We start from the raw sequence: 15,222 nt of genomic DNA, 5'->3' as shown, positions 1-15,222 counted from the left end.
CTCATGATACGTGCCGCATCGAAATGTTTCGGGGACGCAGCCAGCGGTCCTCTGGCGCGCGCTCGTGAATGCGAACGCGCAATTCGACGAAGCGATGCTCCCGCTTGATGGTCACGCATACGGTCCCCGAAAACGAGCCGACCAGAGTCATGGTCTGCAGAAAATCGAGGCCGGAATTGGCGACGATCTCGATATCGAGCCTGGCCGATTGCGGCTGAATGAGATCGAGATCCAGCAACCAGTCGCCTTCCGCGAAGCTGCGCTTGGGACCTGTGAGCAGCCAGCCCGAATGCACACTCCAATTGCCGTCGTGAAGCTGCAGCGGCTGGCACAGGAGATCGGGAGCGATCATCCAACCGACGTTCTCGACCTCGCGCACGAATACGAGCATAGCCTGCCCATCCGGATTAACCAGCAACCCGGATGGCGTGACGCTTGCGTTGGACGAATCCGCAACTTCCCGCCCGTTACCATCGTCTTCTGGCAGCAGCGTATCCCAATAGGCGGTCTGGCCATCACGGCGCGCGATCGCGACGATCCGCTTCACGACAGCTGTGCGCGTGAGGACGCGACGCCTGAGATCGAACTCCAGCCCCAATCGCTCGGCCGATGTCGGATCGCGTCCGCAGATCCGCGCGAAAGCATAGCGGAGGAAGGCCGCATCATCTTCTTTTGCGAAGCGAACGAAATTCTCCACCATGGCGAATTGGTCCGGTTCCCGGCGCAGCGCCTGCATCCCGGAAAGGCCGCTCAGCGACGACGGAACGGGACGACGAGCCTTCAGCGCATCAACGACGCGTAGCCGGTTGGTGCCGCCGCGAATGGCATTCGCAAGCGAGAGACGATCATCCGCAGTCAGGTCGATCTCGGTCAGATCCAACGCCCTTGCCCAGGCATCGACGAAGGATTCAGCAGGCAAGGAGAACACGTCTTTCGGCAGCGCGCTCAAGGGCTGCCTATGCAACTCGGCGATGGTCAATATTGCCCCCCAACATCTTTTCGATGGCTGTGACATGCCGCGCGGCAGTGCGCGGATAGGAATACCAAAGGGCCGCCTGGCTGCGATCTCGATCCAGCATCGACAGTAGCGACGGATTTTGAGCAAGGCTGAGGAGCGCCTCCGCGATGCACTCTATCTCGGTGCTTTTGACGATATGGCTGAACGGCCACAAATCTCGCAGGACCGGCGAGCAGGAGCAAAGCAGCGGGCGGTCGACGCTCATTGCAATGCGCGCCGCGCCGGTCGCAGTTTCGGTCGAATTGCCATAAAGGAATGAGAGCAGATCGCAGGTCATCAGCTCGCGACGCAGTTCTCCTTCGGGAATAAAATCGAAACGCGCCGTGACTTTGTCGGATAGTCCGAGATAGGCGATCAGATTTTCGATCGTGGCGCGTGTCGTACGCGATTCATCATTTGGAACGATGCAATTGAACAGCTTGAGCCGCAGTCTCGGCTCGTAGTTCAATGCCTCCGCAAAAGCCAATACGAGACGATCGATGTTCTTGTGGGGCATCAGGAACCCGAAAGAGCCGATGGTAAAATGCTCTGGGTCAGGTGCCGGGGCGTCTTCCGGCACGAGGAGAACGCCATGCGGTATGACGATTGGATTCGGATGGCCGGCTGCCGAAAGCGCGGCCGCGTCCTCCGCAGAATGCACAAAGACCATGTCGAACGCGCGGGTCCAATCCAGTGTCCCGCCGCGTAACGCCTCTTTCACGCTGTGCATTGTCAACACGCGCAGTCGGTGACCCGTCGCCGCTATCGGTTGAATCAACAGCTCCATGTCCGGCGCTGAAAAATGCCCCGGATGATGCTGCATCCAAAGGACGTCGCCTCGCCCCTGCTCCAAACGTCCCGCCAGACGTTTGAGCGAAGCAAGATCATAACCCCACAGCCGCGACATGCTGCGCGGTACGGCCTCGATAGTGTCTGAAGATGCTTCCGGTAGCGCATCGTCCATGATCCGCCGCGCGAAGATATGATCAATCCTGCCTTCGAATGCTGGCGTGCCATAGAGATGTTGCGAGTAGGTAGCGATGCCGCATTGCTGCTGCCAGGAGGAAATGAGATCGATCGTCCAATCCCGCCGCGTTTCGGTCGTTGATGGAGCGGATTTCGCAAGGGCGGCCAGCGTGCGGATGGCGACCGACCTCCAGCTGAAATGCGCTTTCAGCAATGATTTGGCTCTTTCCGTCCGGCTGCGGGCCTCATCGGGATGATCGAGCACGGCGCGCATCTGCATCCCCAGATGCTCGACGGACGGTTCCGCCCAAAGGCTATGGGAACCCGCAACATGGGCTTGCGACGCCGACATGTGGCAATCGATCAGCCAGGCCGTATCGGGACGGCAGAAATCAAGCTGGCCGCTATAGTTCGTGGTCACCACCGGAACGTCAAGCAGCATGGCTTCCGCCAAAGGCAGGCCGAAACCTTCGCCCCTACTCGGCGCAACCAGCATCGCCGCCGAACGATAGAGCGCTCGCAGCTGGCCTGGATCATAGTGCTGATCGATGATGGTGATGGGCGCGGCATCGGCGAGCCTGCCCCGCCTGTCAGCGAGGACGGAGGCCGAGATATTGTTCGGATTCGGAAAAGTCTTGATTATCAGCTCGACCGGATCATCCGCGCGGAAGCTGCGCAGGAACGCATCGATCAGAACGTCGACACCCTTGCGCGGAAAGCAGGAAGACACATGCAGGATGCGTCGGCGCCCAGTTTCAGGCAGCGGACACGGCACGTCATCGGCGACAGCCGAGAGATGATCACAGCCATTCCCGGTGACCTCCACCGGTATCGTAATCCCTGAACGCTCGAAACTGTCCCGGACGAAGTTCGAAATCACCGTCACGAGGTCGAGATCGCGATTGAATCGATCCACCAGATACTGCGGAAATTCGAGCTCTTCCCAGGCAAATGCCACATAGGCATTCTGTCGGCCCACCATATCGTGGGTCGCCGGTGGCCAGGTGTTCCGCAAATGGATGTCGAATGTCTCTTTAAATGGATAGTCATCACGCATTCGGCGCATGATATCCGTGGCAGCCGAGAGATTTGGGTCACCCTGCCAATCGTCCTCGGCCGTATGGCAGATAAGATTGACGCCCAGGTCTATGAGTGCTTGTGCAAGGTGGCGGTTGACGATCGCCAGGCTGTAATCGCCTTTGAACACACCGTCGAAGAAAACTGTCTTGCCGGCGAACTTTTCGATCAAGGCTCGCTCGTCGATGCGGCCCGCATCGAGCGAATAGGGCGAAGCAGCATCGTCATGGCGCATTCATGGCTCCCAGACACCAGAGATAGACGGATGGGCGATAGCGAAGCGCGCAAATTCGCAGACGTATCAATAGACGGATGACGAAAACGCTGTCTCTCACCTATGCCCGGCTTCAGCTCCGGGCGGCGACCGCCCGAAGCTGGATGCTCGGCATGTATGTCAGGATGCCTCGGCTTCTCGGACGAGATAGCCCATTTCCTCCGCGCGCTTTTCGAGCGATACGCGGACCTGTTCGAGCACGTTGCCCGCATAGACCGGCGGATAGCACCAATCGTTCCAGGTGCGGGTTGCCCCGTTTCCGAACGAGCCGAACCGCAAGACACCTGGCTCGAGGAAGGACAGGCGCCCACCGAGATCGAGATAGGTCTCCGTCTGCGCGCCTTCGGCAAGGATGATGGAATGCTGCTCCAGCTCGATATGGAAGTATTCGAACGGGACCAAAGTCGCCTCTTGGGTGATCGTCGTGCCATTGACGAGGAACTTGGCCGGAATCAGCGATTCTCCGAAGAACATGCAATGATCGGGAGAAACGTACAGATCGCGAGCGGGAACGTTTACCTCAAAGGCGCCTGCCTGTATGCGGATCGGCAACGTATCGCGCGGCTTGTCGATCGCCTTCGGATCGATCCGGCGGCGGCCAACCCACTTGATTTCCGCAACGCCCTTGTGAGTGACGACCAGATCGCCGACACGAAAATCCTCGACCGGAATATCGCCTTCCGGTGTCCGGATCAGCGTCCCCCGAAGGAAGCAGCTCGTGAAGGTCAGCGTGTCGGTATTCGCATCGTAAGTGTAGGTGACGCCCGCAGGTATCGTATAGGAGCCGAGCGCTACGGCATTCAACAGACCGCCATAGAAGGTAACCGTATTACCCGACTGTTGGACGACGTTCGAGCCGACAACCTCGATCTTGTCTCCCGATTGAACGTTAATGACGTTCGGCGGGGTCGACAGGTTGAGATTGATGCCACCGGGATTGTACGCGAATAGGCCGGTGCCATTCGCATTGGCGAAGTCTACCGTGACGCCGTTCAGCAAGCCGACGTTGAGCAGGCCCGCATCGACGGTGATGCTGGAACCCGCGCCAATTCCGTAAGTATAGGTCGAGCCGGCTGCGATGTTCGCAAGGCTGGCATTGATCGTAACGTTTGCACCGTTGATGGCGTCGATCGTCGTGCTTGAGACCGCACCTGTACCGACGAGATTGCTGATATTGACGTCCACGCCATCGACGATCACGGTGCCGTTGGAAACCAGATTGAGCTGGATCGTATCTCCCGATGTGCCAGCATTGCTGCTATCGATCGTGGTCGTGCCGTTATTGATTAGGTTGATGCCAATCAAAGCCATGTTATTATCCTCTCCATTAGATTAACACGTTGTTTTTCAAGGCAAATACTATCGTCAGAACTTGTAGTTCAGACCCACCCGAACGGCATGGAAATCGAGGCTCGCTTTGGAGTTGAGCGCATCCCCGCCCATGTTGCTGCTGCCGAAATCGACATACTGATATTCGAGTTTCGCTGTCACATGATCGGTGAAGGCGTGTTCGACGCCGGCGCCTACCGTCCAGCCGGCCTTGGTCTTGTCGTCGTCAAAGCCTACGCCACCGAGTGCGCCCTTGTAATCGACATGGCCATAGGCGAGACCGCCGGTACCGTAGAACAAGGTATTGTCATAGGCGTAGCCGATGCGGGGGCGGACGGTGCCGTACCAGTCGATCTTGGAAGATGCGCTCGCAGTACCATTTCTGAACGAGTCGCTAATGTCGGCGCCCTGGAAGTCTGCTTCGAGGCCGATCACCCAGTTGGGGTCGAACTGATAGTTGTAGCCGATCTGGCCGCCTCCGAGGAAACCGGACCCTTCAAGCTTGCCAAATCTGCCAAGGTAACTTCCGAAGGAATGGAAACCGACATTGTCGTTACCACCGAAACCACCGCCGGCATTCACACCGACGTAAAAGCCGGTCCATGAAAACACCGGTGCCGTCTCGACAGGAGCTTGAGGCGGCGTGGAAGCCGCAAGATCTGCTGCATAGACGGTATTCCCCACAACCGTCGCCAACAGGAAAACGGTAGTCCCCAAAAACTTGCGCATTCGAAAATTCTCCTCGAAGGAATTCACGAGATTCAACATGTAACTTGCGAAAGTTCACGTTGAGGCCATAATATAGACGCGATTATAGCTGTAAATACGCAGTCACTAATAAATATTTTCGAGATACAAGCTTTATTTGTATAGTTTTGTCGCAATATGTATTGAGAGCATATTGATTCTATACTTTCGACGCTCCACAAAATGCCGAACTCATTGCAGCAGAACCAATACAACTGGAATGAAATGGATAGCTTCGCATCTGCCGCGACGCGGAATGTATAAAAACAAGGCGCCGCGATTTCGCTTCGTTCGCAAAAAGCTGCGAGCCGCAGCGGCTTCCGCGTGACGCAATCGGGTGCGATGTGTCGCTTTCGATATAGACAGGCAAGGCGCGGTTCTGCGAGCTTCTATCGCTACCGCAGATATTCATCTGCTGCGCTGGGAGGCTTGACGTGGCGGACCCCTAGAAGGAACGTCAGGCCTCCCAACTGCGCCCAAACCCTCCTCCTATGAACGACGTGTGATGAAGAGCAGGCTGGCAGATCATGGCCCGCATACATCTGATGTCGTCGATCTCCGCGACAACGCCCAAAAGACAAGCAGAGCGGTGATGTTGCCGCTGTAGCATTCCGAAACAGGCAACCTGACGGCATTAAGCATTGGCTGATTTTGAATTCGGCTTTCCAACGTCAGGCGCAATCAGACCTCCGACGTCGCTTTCCGTATGGACGATGGGGCAGTGGCAAGCCACATCTTTGGAACTATCGCAACCGCCAATTTGCGATGGTCGGGAGGCTCGATCGCCTTGCTTCAAGTAACGGTCGGGCCTCCTTGCTTGCGACAAGCGCAACTCGCTAAGTGATTGCCACTACCACGCCGCACTTCCGGGCCACTGCGTGCTCGCCTCAGGGAATTACACGCATACCAGCCGCACTCGCTGCCTTGAGGAAAGCAGAGCGAACTTGTTCAGGCGAAACCCTGCCTTTGATGCCGTCGACGCAGGCCTGTAACGCCTCTTCAAACGCATCTCCATAGCGTACCGGCCATTTCGTCGTCAGACACTCCACGGCCTGTGCGATCGAATCAATGGACTGAACCTCGTCTTCATCCTGCATTGCAATTCCGAGTGGTGCGAATGCCAGTCCTATAGGCTCATCCAAGGCATCAAGGGACGACGTTTGATCTTGATCCTCGGCATTTTCGGACTTTGCGTGCCGTCGCCTCGTCACCAGCGTGGCCAGCAACGTCATATCCCGAGCAATCTTATCCAGGGCTACAAGCTCGTCCCCTTCGGCCACTACCTGGCCTGGATCACTCTCTTCCGCTTGCGGCTCCGGCGGCAACGCCAGGCGACTATCTATGTTCGTTTGAGGAGTGAAAACATCAACGGGGACCGAATTAGCAAGCTGCGCACCGCTATCGAGGTCGGCGCCAAAACTCTTATCATTACGCCCCATGCCGGTATGTCCCAATAAGCGCTGTCAAACCCGTCCCACTGCACGCCTGCATAGCCGCAATATGCTGTATCGGCAAAAGTACTACTAATAAAACGCAATTGACCCGTATAGATTAAAACTTTGAAACGAATTTGACCAGTATCGCGACAGCAGAAAGCGAAAATACTCATAAAACCGGCTGATATTGGCTTATTTTCAATGTATAATTATGGAAACTTTCGCTTAAAAGGCCAGCGGATGGTCTTATGATCGAGGCTGGATCTCTTCCACGCGGCGGCCGCAGCCACATCTATAGTTGCATGCACCCCTTCAAGGGCTGCCAAATCCACCTGTGATTGCCATTTCCGCCAGCTTCCGGCGCCCTGAGCTACGCAAGCCTGCAATAAGACCTTGCTCAGACAGTTGCGGATGCATGAGCGTGCCGAAGCGAGGTGATACGCCCTTGGGCTGCGATGACCGTCGCGGAAAGCCAATGCGAAGTGCAAGCCGCTCCTGCAGAATTGAAGGGGCGCACCGAAGTGCGCCGCTTGTTCAGACAATGAAGAAAGTCGACGGCGGAACCTGTAATGCGGTGGCAATACGGCGAAGTTTCGCCGGATCGGCCTCGGCACCAGCCTCGATTTCAGTGATTTCCTCACTGGTGAGGCCACAGGTTTCGGAGAGGTCGTCAATCGTGTAACCGATGGCTTCACGCGCCTGCCGCACGGCAGCGGCGATCTCGCCATCGGGAACGGTAGAAGCCTTTGAACTATCGATATTATTCGGAGTAATGGACATGAAATTTCTCCTTCCAAAGTCCGCCGGCCAATTCGTTGCCGGGTGAAGGCAGCTATTGCAGCCATGAGGCATATCGACCTAAACAGACACGGCCGAACGCTGCGTCAATATAGGCATCAATGCGGCGAGGGCAAGCACGGAAGCGCATAGCTGCCAATCGCCTGGCTCTCGGCTAATTTCGCAATTTAATATTCTGTGATGGCGACAACACGTCACGGTTACAGAGGAATGAACCCTGCTGCGCGCCGTCTCGTAACGACCGCCGCCGGACGGCACGCTTGCGAACACCACCTATAGTGATGAAGATCACTTCTTGCCTTTTGCCTTGCGCACCTTCCGCTCGGCCGCAAGCAGGAGCCCCTTGAGTTCTGGCTCACGCACACGATTGGCTGCTTCGATGAAAGAAACCCATTCGACGCGGCGCTGGCCGCGCTCAGGGAAGTCCTGGAACGTCTGGTCGACCTCCAGCAGATGCAGTTCGACAATGCAGGGAACGCGATTGCCGTCGGCAAGCTGTTTCAGATAGGTGAAGTAGCCGAAAGGTTTTTTCCTCACCTTGCCGCGTACGCCGGCTTCTTCGTAAGCCTCGATGGCGGCAACCTCATGCGGCTTCTTGCCCTTGATCGGCCAGCCCTTGGGGACGACCCATCGGCCGCTTTCCCGGCTGGTGACGACGAGCATCTCGGCATCGTCGCATTCGGGCATCCTCCTGTAGCAGATCGCGGCATATTGCTCGTGGACCCGGCCGTGCAGCAACTCGTCTGCATGAGAGGCGAGCTCGGACAGAAAACTCTCCGACCGTCGCAGGGCCTTTTGCTGTGCTGAGAGTGAAGAAGCCATGGGCACCCTACTCGCGACACGGTCGATCGGCGCAAATACCCCCCGAGACTGGCTGGCTTGCGCTCACAAAAATCGTCTGTGACACGCTGCCCTCCTATCCGCTTGGGGTTTCGCCGAAATTCACAACTATCAGTATGATGCTGTGAGCCGTTGCGGTGACAGTTTTATGAAGGCGGCTGTTGATGATGCGGGAGGGATCAGCCGCCCGGCGGCGCTACACGAAACTGTGATCACCCAGCATGGAAACAAAAAAACGGCCCCCGAAGGGGCCGTTTCATCCTTGGGAGGATGATGCGAAGCTTACTCGGCGGCCTGCAGCGCAGGCACCTCGATTTCTTCGCTCAATTGCCCCGCCATGGCGGCGGCAAACTTGGTCTGGTCGAGCTCGTTTTCCCAGCGGGCGACGACGATCGTGGCAACCGCATTGCCGACGAAATTGGTCAGCGCGCGGCACTCCGACATGAAGCGGTCGATGCCAAGGATCAACGCCATGCCGGCGATCGGCACCGAAGGCACGACTGCGAGCGTGGCGGCAAGCGTGATGAAGCCCGCGCCGGTGATGCCGGCAGCCCCCTTGGAGCTCAACATCGCGACGAGCAGCAGCAGGATCTGGTCACCAAGTGCCAGCGGCGTATCGGTCGCCTGCGCAATGAAGAGTGCTGCCAGCGTCATGTAGATATTCGTGCCGTCAAGGTTGAAGGAGTAACCTGTCGGAATGACGAGGCCGACGACGGAGCGCTTGCAGCCTGCACGTTCCATCTTGTTCATCAGGCCAGGCAGTGCGGCTTCAGACGACGAGGTGCCGAGTACCAGCAACAGCTCTTCCTTGATGTAGCGGATCAACGCCAGGATCGAGAAGCCGTTGTAGCGGGCGACGGCGCCGAGCACTACGAGCACAAACAGCAGCGACGTGGCGTAGAAGGTGCCGATCAGGAATGCCAGGTTGGCAATTGTGCCGATACCGTATTTGCCGATGGTGAAGGCCATGGCGCCGAAGGCGCCGATCGGCGCAAATTTCATCAGAAGCGCTACCATCCGGAAGATCGGGGTAGTCAGTGCCTGCAGGAAGTCAACGACCGGGCGACCGCGTTCTCCGGCTGCGCCGAGCGCGATGCCGAAAACGACCGAGAAGAACAGCACCTGGAGAATGTCGCCCTTGGCGAAGGCACCGACGATCGTATCCGGGATGATGTTCATCAGGAAGCCGACGACAGAGGCATCGTGCGCCTGCGCCGCATAATTGGTGACAGCCTTCGTATCCAGCGTGGCCGGATTGATATGCATGCCAGCACCCGGCTGCACGACGTTGGCAACGATGAGGCCGACGATCAGCGCCAACGTTGAGAAGGTCAAGAAGTAGATGAAGGCCTTGCCAACGACGCGGCCAAACTTCTTCAGATCGGACATGCCGGCAATGCCGGTCGCAACCGTCAGGAAGATAACGGGCGCAATAACCATGCGTACCAGCTTGATGAACGCATCGCCGAGTGGCTGCAACGATGTGCCGAGCTGTGGATAGTAGTGGCCGAGCAGTATGCCCGCAGCGATCGCGGTGAGAACCTGCACATAAAGGTGCCGGTAGAAGGGAACTTTGGCACGCGTTTCCGCGGCAGCGATGGGAGCAATCATGATGTCCTCCGTTAAGCCCAACCGATCTCTCGGCCCTCCGGGCGACGACTAGAATTCAACAGCCTCCGACTGTTCCGTCGTTCGTTGCAATGGCTGTGCCAGATGAGCGCCTTGATTTTAACACATTGCTTTTGTTGGATTTTATTTTGCTGCGCTGATCGAAGAATGCCGGCATGTGCGATAATCCGCACAGACTGAATTGCAGTTCGCGCGAAATCATGCACAATATGGCAATGCTGCAGCGCCCGACCAACGAACGATCTTTGACGCCCGAGCAACTGGGTCGGCGCTCCCGTCGGGTCTGGTTCATTTTTGCGTTTTTTAGTGCGGCCGTCATTGCGGCGGGTCTTTACGGCGCGAATTTTTATGGCCGCCTCTCGGCAGTAGAAATGCTGCAGAGGCAGGGGCACACGGATGCAAATCTCAAGGTTGCGCTCTTGCGAGCCGTCCTCGAACGTCCCCGCGCCTTGCCGCTGCTGCTCGCCGACGATCAGCAGGTACGGGATGCTCTCGCCGACAAGCACATTGACGATGTCGTCGCGCTGGATCGCAAACTCGAAAGCCTGGTTTCCGGCACAAGCGCATCCGTCCTCTACGTCACCGGCAAGGACGGCGTTGCCATGGCCTCCAGCAACTGGCGGGAGCCCTTGAGCTTCGTCGGCAACGACTATTCCTTCCGCGATTATTTCCGCAAAGCCATGGAAACGGGGACAGCCGAACACTATGCGCTCGGTACGGTCAGCAATCGCCCCGGTCTCTATATTTCCCGCCGCGTCGGCGATGCCGGTTCCGCCCTTGGGGTCGTCGTGGTCAAGATGGAGTTCGATCAGCTGGAGGCTGACTGGAGCGAGACCGGTCGTCCCGCTTACGTGACCGACGAACGCGGCGTCGTGCTCATCACCAGCCTACCCTCATGGCGCTTCATGACGACCGCGCCGCTTGGACGCGAGGAGGCCGCAACCATTCGCAAAAGCCTGCAGTTCGGCGCAGCCCCGCTTTCGCCCCTCCCGGTCAGCCATCCCGAAGAAGTCGGCCCGGATGCAACCATCGTGCGTGCCATTCTGCCCGGAAGCAGCGCCGCGGAATATTTGCGGTTGACGGTCGCGGTTCCATCGACACCCTGGCAGCTCGGCTATCTGATCCCGACCGATCAGGCGGTCGCTTCCTCCGTGCGTGAGACGCGCTTCCTTACCTTGACCGTCCTGCTGCCAATCCTCGCCTTTGCCGCTTTCCTACTGCGCCGCCGTGATGTCTCCGCCATGCAGATTGCCGTCAGCAGGATCGCGCGTGAAGAGTTGGAACGCCGGGTTCTTGAGCGCACGGAAGACCTGAGCCAGGCCCGCGACCGGCTGGAGGCGGAAATTGCCGACCATCGTGCAACGGAAGCCAAGCTGCAGGGCGTGCAGCAGGATCTCGTACAGGCCAATCGCCTTGCCATCCTCGGCCAGGTCGCAGCCGGCGTCGCCCATGAGATCAATCAACCGGTCGCGACCATCCGCGCCTATGCGGAGAATGCGCATGTTTTTCTCGACAGGCGGCAGATGGAACCGGTCAAGGAAAACCTGTCAGCGATCGCAGCATTGACGGAGCGTATCGGCACGATCACCGAAGAATTGAAGGCCTTCGCCCGCAAGGGAAGGACCGCACCGGAGCCTGTCGACCTCAGAAGCGTGATCGAAGGAGCCGTCGTCCTGCTTAGGAGCCGCTTTGCAGGCCGTCTGGATGCGCTCAACATCGAGTTGCCGCCAACGGGGCTCGGTGTTGTCGGCACACGCATCCGGCTCGAACAGGTGCTGATCAACCTCTTTCAGAATGCTCTGGAGGCCCTGGAAGGCCGCGACCAGCCCAAGGTGGCGGTTTCGGTGCATGAAACTTCGGATGAGGTCGAAATCGTGGTTTCGGACAATGGGCCTGGCATTCCGGCGGCGATCCTCGACTCGCTGTTTACCCCCTTCAATACGTCCAAGGAAAAAGGCCTCGGCCTCGGTCTCGTCATTTCAAAGGATATCGTCGTCGATTATGGCGGCCGGATCGATGTCGAGAGCAATGGCAACGGCACCCGCTTCACCGTCCATCTGCGCAAGGCCATACCATGAGTGAGAGTTCCCCCGTTTTCCTCATCGACGACGACAAGGATCTGTTGAGGGCTACGAAACAGACGCTTGAACTTGCCGGCTTTTCCGTATCCGCCTTCTCTGCTGCAAGCGAGGCGCTCCATGGTCTCAATGCCGACTTTGCCGGTGTCGTCGTCTCCGATATCCGCATGCCGCAGATGGATGGCCAGCAGCTCTTTGGCCGCATCAAGGCGCTCGACGCCGATCTTCCGGTCATTCTGGTCACGGGTCATGGCGATATTCCGATGGCGGTGCAGGCGATCCAGGATGGCGCCTATGATTTTATCGCCAAGCCCTTCGCCACGGATCGGCTGGTACAGAGCGTGCGGCGCGCGGCCGAGAAACGGCGGCTCGTCCTGGAAAACCGGGCGCTGCGGCAGGCCGCAGAACAGGCGCAGGGCGATCTGCCGTTGATTGGCCAGACTCCGGCCATCGAGCGGCTGCGCCATACGCTGCGGCAGATCGCCGACACGGATGTCGACGTGCTGGTGACGGGTGAGACCGGCAGCGGCAAGGAGGTGGTGGCCAGCCTGCTGCATCGCTGGAGCCGGCGGGCGAAGGGCAATTTCGTCGCGCTGAACTGTGGCGCCCTGCCGGAAACCGTGATCGAAAGCGAATTGTTCGGCCATGAGCCGGGCGCTTTCACCGGCGCCCAGAAGAAGCGCGTCGGGCGTATAGAACATTCAAGTTCCGGCACCCTGTTTCTCGACGAGATCGAAAGCATGCCGCCGGCTATCCAGGTGCAGATGCTGCGCGTGCTGGAAATGCGCGAGGTGACGCCGCTCGGCACCAATGAGGTCCGCCCCGTCGATCTTCGCGTCGTCGCGGCGGCGAAGGTCGATCTCGCCGATCCGCGCCAGCGCGGCGATTTTCGCGAGGATCTCTACTATCGCCTCAACGTGGTCACGCTTTCCATTCCGCCGCTGCGCGAGCGGCGCGATGACATTCCCCTGCTCTTCGGCCATTTCGCCGATCGCGCCGCTGGCCGCTTCAAGCGCGAGGTGCCGGCGATATCCACAACGGTGCGCCGCCATCTGCAGCAGCACGACTGGCCAGGAAACGTCCGCGAGCTCTCGCATTTTGCCGAGCGTTTCGTGCTCGGCCTCGAATCGGCCCCGGCGGCAAAATCCGACGAAGCACCTATGGCGGATGAAGGCCTATCGTTGCCCGTTCGGGTGGAACGTTACGAAGCCGAACTCATTCGCGAAACCTTGTCGCAGAACAATGGCGATGTGCGTCGTACCATCGAGGCACTCGGCATTCCCAGAAAGACCTTCTACGACAAGCTCCAGCGGCACGGCATCGTCAGGGGCGATTTTGCCGGCTTTGATGGCGACGAACGACGCGGTTCATGACACGCCACCGATGAGCGAAACCATACCAGCTGAAGCGGCCTTGCGCGACACGCTTCACGCGCTGCGGCGCATCTCCTTGGCATTGGAACCGTCCCCTTGCTGTGCCGCGACCTCGGCAGTGCGATCCAATACGAGCATTGCTTGTACGATCACCGCCGCAAGCGCTTCATCGCTCTTGGAAGCCGCAACGACCAGCGGCGCGCTCAGGCAAATTCTAAGGGCACTAGCGGGCACATCGCCAAAATCGGCGCAGCGAACCGGCTGCCCAAGGCGCACCAACGCAACCCCTTTGCCCTCGAGGGCCAAATCCTTGTAGACGGCAGCCATTTCCGTCGCCGTCAGCATGGCGCCATCTGTGCAATTGCGCAGGTAGAACGAAAATACCGAGGGAATCTCGTCCCAACGAAGGAGCGATGACGTGCCCAATAGCTTCCGCCGATCCAAGGGCCGGCTCTGCAAGGGTTCGAAGGTCGGATCGTTCGCAAGCCGATCAGAGACTGCCTCGGCAAATGCGGACAAGACCTCGATCACGCGATCTTCAGGTATACCCACGAAACGTTCGAGCTCGAAGATGGCTGCTTTCCAGCGCAGCAGCAGGCCAAGATTGGCGCGTTCCGGCAAGATGTCACGAGCGGCCCAGCCCTCGGGCCATTCCGCCTTCCCGCAGTAATCCGCCAAGGCGGCAGGCAGGATGCGCGACTTGAATCGTTCCGACATTTGCGGCGGGCAGAGAAGCGCACCGCTGAAAATCGGTCCGGCAAGGAATTTCGACCCCGTGAGCGCGACCATGAAACCATGCGCGAGATAGGCGCGGATCGTTGCCGCCGACAGACGAAACTGGCAGGCATCGATCATGATATCCAGCACAGTCCCAAATCGTTCCTTCAAACCCATAACCGTCTCGAGGCTCGGCGCCAGCAGGCTGGTCTTTGATACGTCCGTTACCACGAGCAGGCATCTAAGGCCTGCTGCGCGGGCAAGTTCGATGAGGCCGCGCAACTCCTCCTCCACCTCGCTGTCGGTGCGAAGAGAGCCATCCTTGTTGCGCACGGCAATGGTGGCGTTGCGCGTGGCGCTCCCTGGCTGCAATTCCTCGCCCTTGGCGACTGCCCGCTCGCTGCTGACACGGCTCATGAAATGCCGCCCGGCCGACGCCGTCATGACGCCGCTGCCCGTCTCGTTCCCCATCAGCGTGATGGTCATCAGGGCGCGTTCGTCCTCACCCGCCAGCAGTGCGGCCGAAAAAAGGTGGATATCCGTGCCCGATGTGGCCAGGATCGCGTCGACCCTTGGTTGCGATATCTGGTTCAGGCCAAGCAGGCGCAACAGATCGTCGCGCACGCGCCCGACTTCGCGATCGTAGACGGCCGTCGACGATCCTGCTTCCATCGCCCTCATCAGGTCTCTGTAATAGGATTCGACCGCGGCAAAGGCGGCCGCAGAGATGGTGGATGCCGTAGACGAACCGAAAGCGAGATCTTCGGGCCGGGGCGCAGGGCCATAGCCATACATGTTGAGCCCGTTGACCGGATCGCAATCCAGCCGCTCATCTCCGCCCGATACCAGGTGCTTCAGAAGCGCATCCCTTGCCTCGCCTCGTTGCTGCGACAATGCACCTGCCGTCACGGTCTCATCCAGGGTACGGTCATCAGCAATTTGCTGCATGGAGAAGCATTCC

At 58.7% G+C, this 15,222-nt stretch carries 11 protein-coding genes; 2 read left to right on the top strand and 9 right to left on the bottom strand.

Annotation, left to right across the window (positions count from 1 at the left end):
• Position 1 precedes the first annotated feature (1 nt).
• The 8 genes from AC13Q5_RS18680 to AC13Q5_RS18645 form a co-directional block, all read right to left on the bottom strand.
• On the bottom strand, positions 2-979 hold the full coding sequence (locus AC13Q5_RS18680; protein ID WP_488502714.1) for a hypothetical protein: 978 nt from the start codon (positions 977-979) through the stop codon (positions 2-4).
• A complete protein-coding gene (locus tag AC13Q5_RS18675; RefSeq protein ID WP_488502713.1) occupies positions 957-3,275 on the bottom strand; it encodes a glycosyltransferase family 4 protein in 2,319 nt (772 codons plus the stop codon). The genes AC13Q5_RS18680 and AC13Q5_RS18675 overlap by 23 nt, the downstream gene beginning before the upstream one ends.
• 159 nt (positions 3,276-3,434) lie before the next feature.
• Positions 3,435-4,625, bottom strand: coding sequence for a Hint domain-containing protein (locus AC13Q5_RS18670; protein WP_488502712.1), 1,191 nt, complete (start codon positions 4,623-4,625; stop codon positions 3,435-3,437).
• A 54-nt stretch (positions 4,626-4,679) separates the two neighbouring features.
• Positions 4,680-5,372, bottom strand: a complete 693-nt coding sequence (locus AC13Q5_RS18665; RefSeq protein ID WP_075854331.1) for an outer membrane protein — start codon at positions 5,370-5,372, stop codon at positions 4,680-4,682.
• Between the two features lie 905 nt (positions 5,373-6,277).
• Positions 6,278-6,829, bottom strand: a complete 552-nt coding sequence (locus AC13Q5_RS18660) for a DUF982 domain-containing protein (protein WP_457878473.1) — start codon at positions 6,827-6,829, stop codon at positions 6,278-6,280.
• A 531-nt stretch (positions 6,830-7,360) separates the two neighbouring features.
• Positions 7,361-7,606 carry a helix-turn-helix domain-containing protein gene (locus tag AC13Q5_RS18655; protein ID WP_047634520.1) on the bottom strand — a complete coding sequence of 82 codons (246 nt, stop codon included), beginning with the start codon at positions 7,604-7,606 and terminating at the stop codon, positions 7,361-7,363.
• Positions 7,607-7,912: 306 nt separating this feature from the next.
• Positions 7,913-8,446, bottom strand: coding sequence for an NUDIX hydrolase (locus AC13Q5_RS18650; RefSeq protein WP_075854225.1), 534 nt, complete (start codon positions 8,444-8,446; stop codon positions 7,913-7,915).
• Positions 8,447-8,746: 300 nt separating this feature from the next.
• Entirely contained in the window at positions 8,747-10,075 is a 1,329-nt protein-coding gene (locus tag AC13Q5_RS18645; RefSeq protein ID WP_075854224.1) for a dicarboxylate/amino acid:cation symporter, read from the bottom strand.
• A gap of 233 nt (positions 10,076-10,308) precedes the next feature.
• On the opposite strand from AC13Q5_RS18645, the gene AC13Q5_RS18640 reads away from it, so the two are divergent.
• Together AC13Q5_RS18640 and AC13Q5_RS18635 are read left to right on the top strand one after the other, a co-directional pair.
• Entirely contained in the window at positions 10,309-12,171 is a 1,863-nt protein-coding gene (locus AC13Q5_RS18640; protein ID WP_488502762.1) for a sensor histidine kinase, read from the top strand.
• Positions 12,168-13,544: a sigma-54-dependent transcriptional regulator gene (locus AC13Q5_RS18635; RefSeq protein ID WP_488502711.1), complete on the top strand. Its 1,377-nt coding sequence runs from the start codon at positions 12,168-12,170 to the stop codon at positions 13,542-13,544. Before AC13Q5_RS18640 ends, AC13Q5_RS18635 begins: the two co-directional genes overlap by 4 nt.
• A 54-nt stretch (positions 13,545-13,598) precedes the next feature.
• Here the strand turns inward: AC13Q5_RS18635 and AC13Q5_RS18630 are convergent, their stop codons facing one another.
• A complete protein-coding gene (locus AC13Q5_RS18630; protein WP_488502710.1) occupies positions 13,599-15,209 on the bottom strand; it encodes a hypothetical protein in 1,611 nt (536 codons plus the stop codon).
• Positions 15,210-15,222 lie beyond the last annotated feature (13 nt).

The organism is Martinezella sp. CNPSo 3964 (genome assembly GCF_057784375.1).
Note: the sequence above shows the minus strand (reverse complement) of the source record. Positions and strands in the feature narration are given on the sequence as shown.

Bases quoted from the DNA above. Each gene is read 5' to 3' on its own strand.
- AC13Q5_RS18665 (WP_075854331.1), bottom strand. From the start codon at position 5,372: ATGCGCAAGTTTTTGGGGACTACCGTTTTCCTGTTGGCGACGGTTGTG.
- AC13Q5_RS18670 (WP_488502712.1), bottom strand. From the start codon at position 4,625: ATGGCTTTGATTGGCATCAACCTAATCAATAACGGCACGACCACGATC.
- AC13Q5_RS18640 (WP_488502762.1), top strand. From the start codon at position 10,309: ATGCTGCAGCGCCCGACCAACGAACGATCTTTGACGCCCGAGCAACTG.
- AC13Q5_RS18655 (WP_047634520.1), bottom strand. From the start codon at position 7,606: ATGTCCATTACTCCGAATAATATCGATAGTTCAAAGGCTTCTACCGTT.
- AC13Q5_RS18675 (WP_488502713.1), bottom strand. From the start codon at position 3,275: ATGCGCCATGACGATGCTGCTTCGCCCTATTCGCTCGATGCGGGCCGC.
- AC13Q5_RS18645 (WP_075854224.1), bottom strand. From the start codon at position 10,075: ATGATTGCTCCCATCGCTGCCGCGGAAACGCGTGCCAAAGTTCCCTTC.
- AC13Q5_RS18650 (WP_075854225.1), bottom strand. From the start codon at position 8,446: ATGGCTTCTTCACTCTCAGCACAGCAAAAGGCCCTGCGACGGTCGGAG.
- AC13Q5_RS18660 (WP_457878473.1), bottom strand. From the start codon at position 6,829: ATGGGGCGTAATGATAAGAGTTTTGGCGCCGACCTCGATAGCGGTGCG.
- AC13Q5_RS18635 (WP_488502711.1), top strand. From the start codon at position 12,168: ATGAGTGAGAGTTCCCCCGTTTTCCTCATCGACGACGACAAGGATCTG.
- AC13Q5_RS18630 (WP_488502710.1), bottom strand. From the start codon at position 15,209: ATGCAGCAAATTGCTGATGACCGTACCCTGGATGAGACCGTGACGGCA.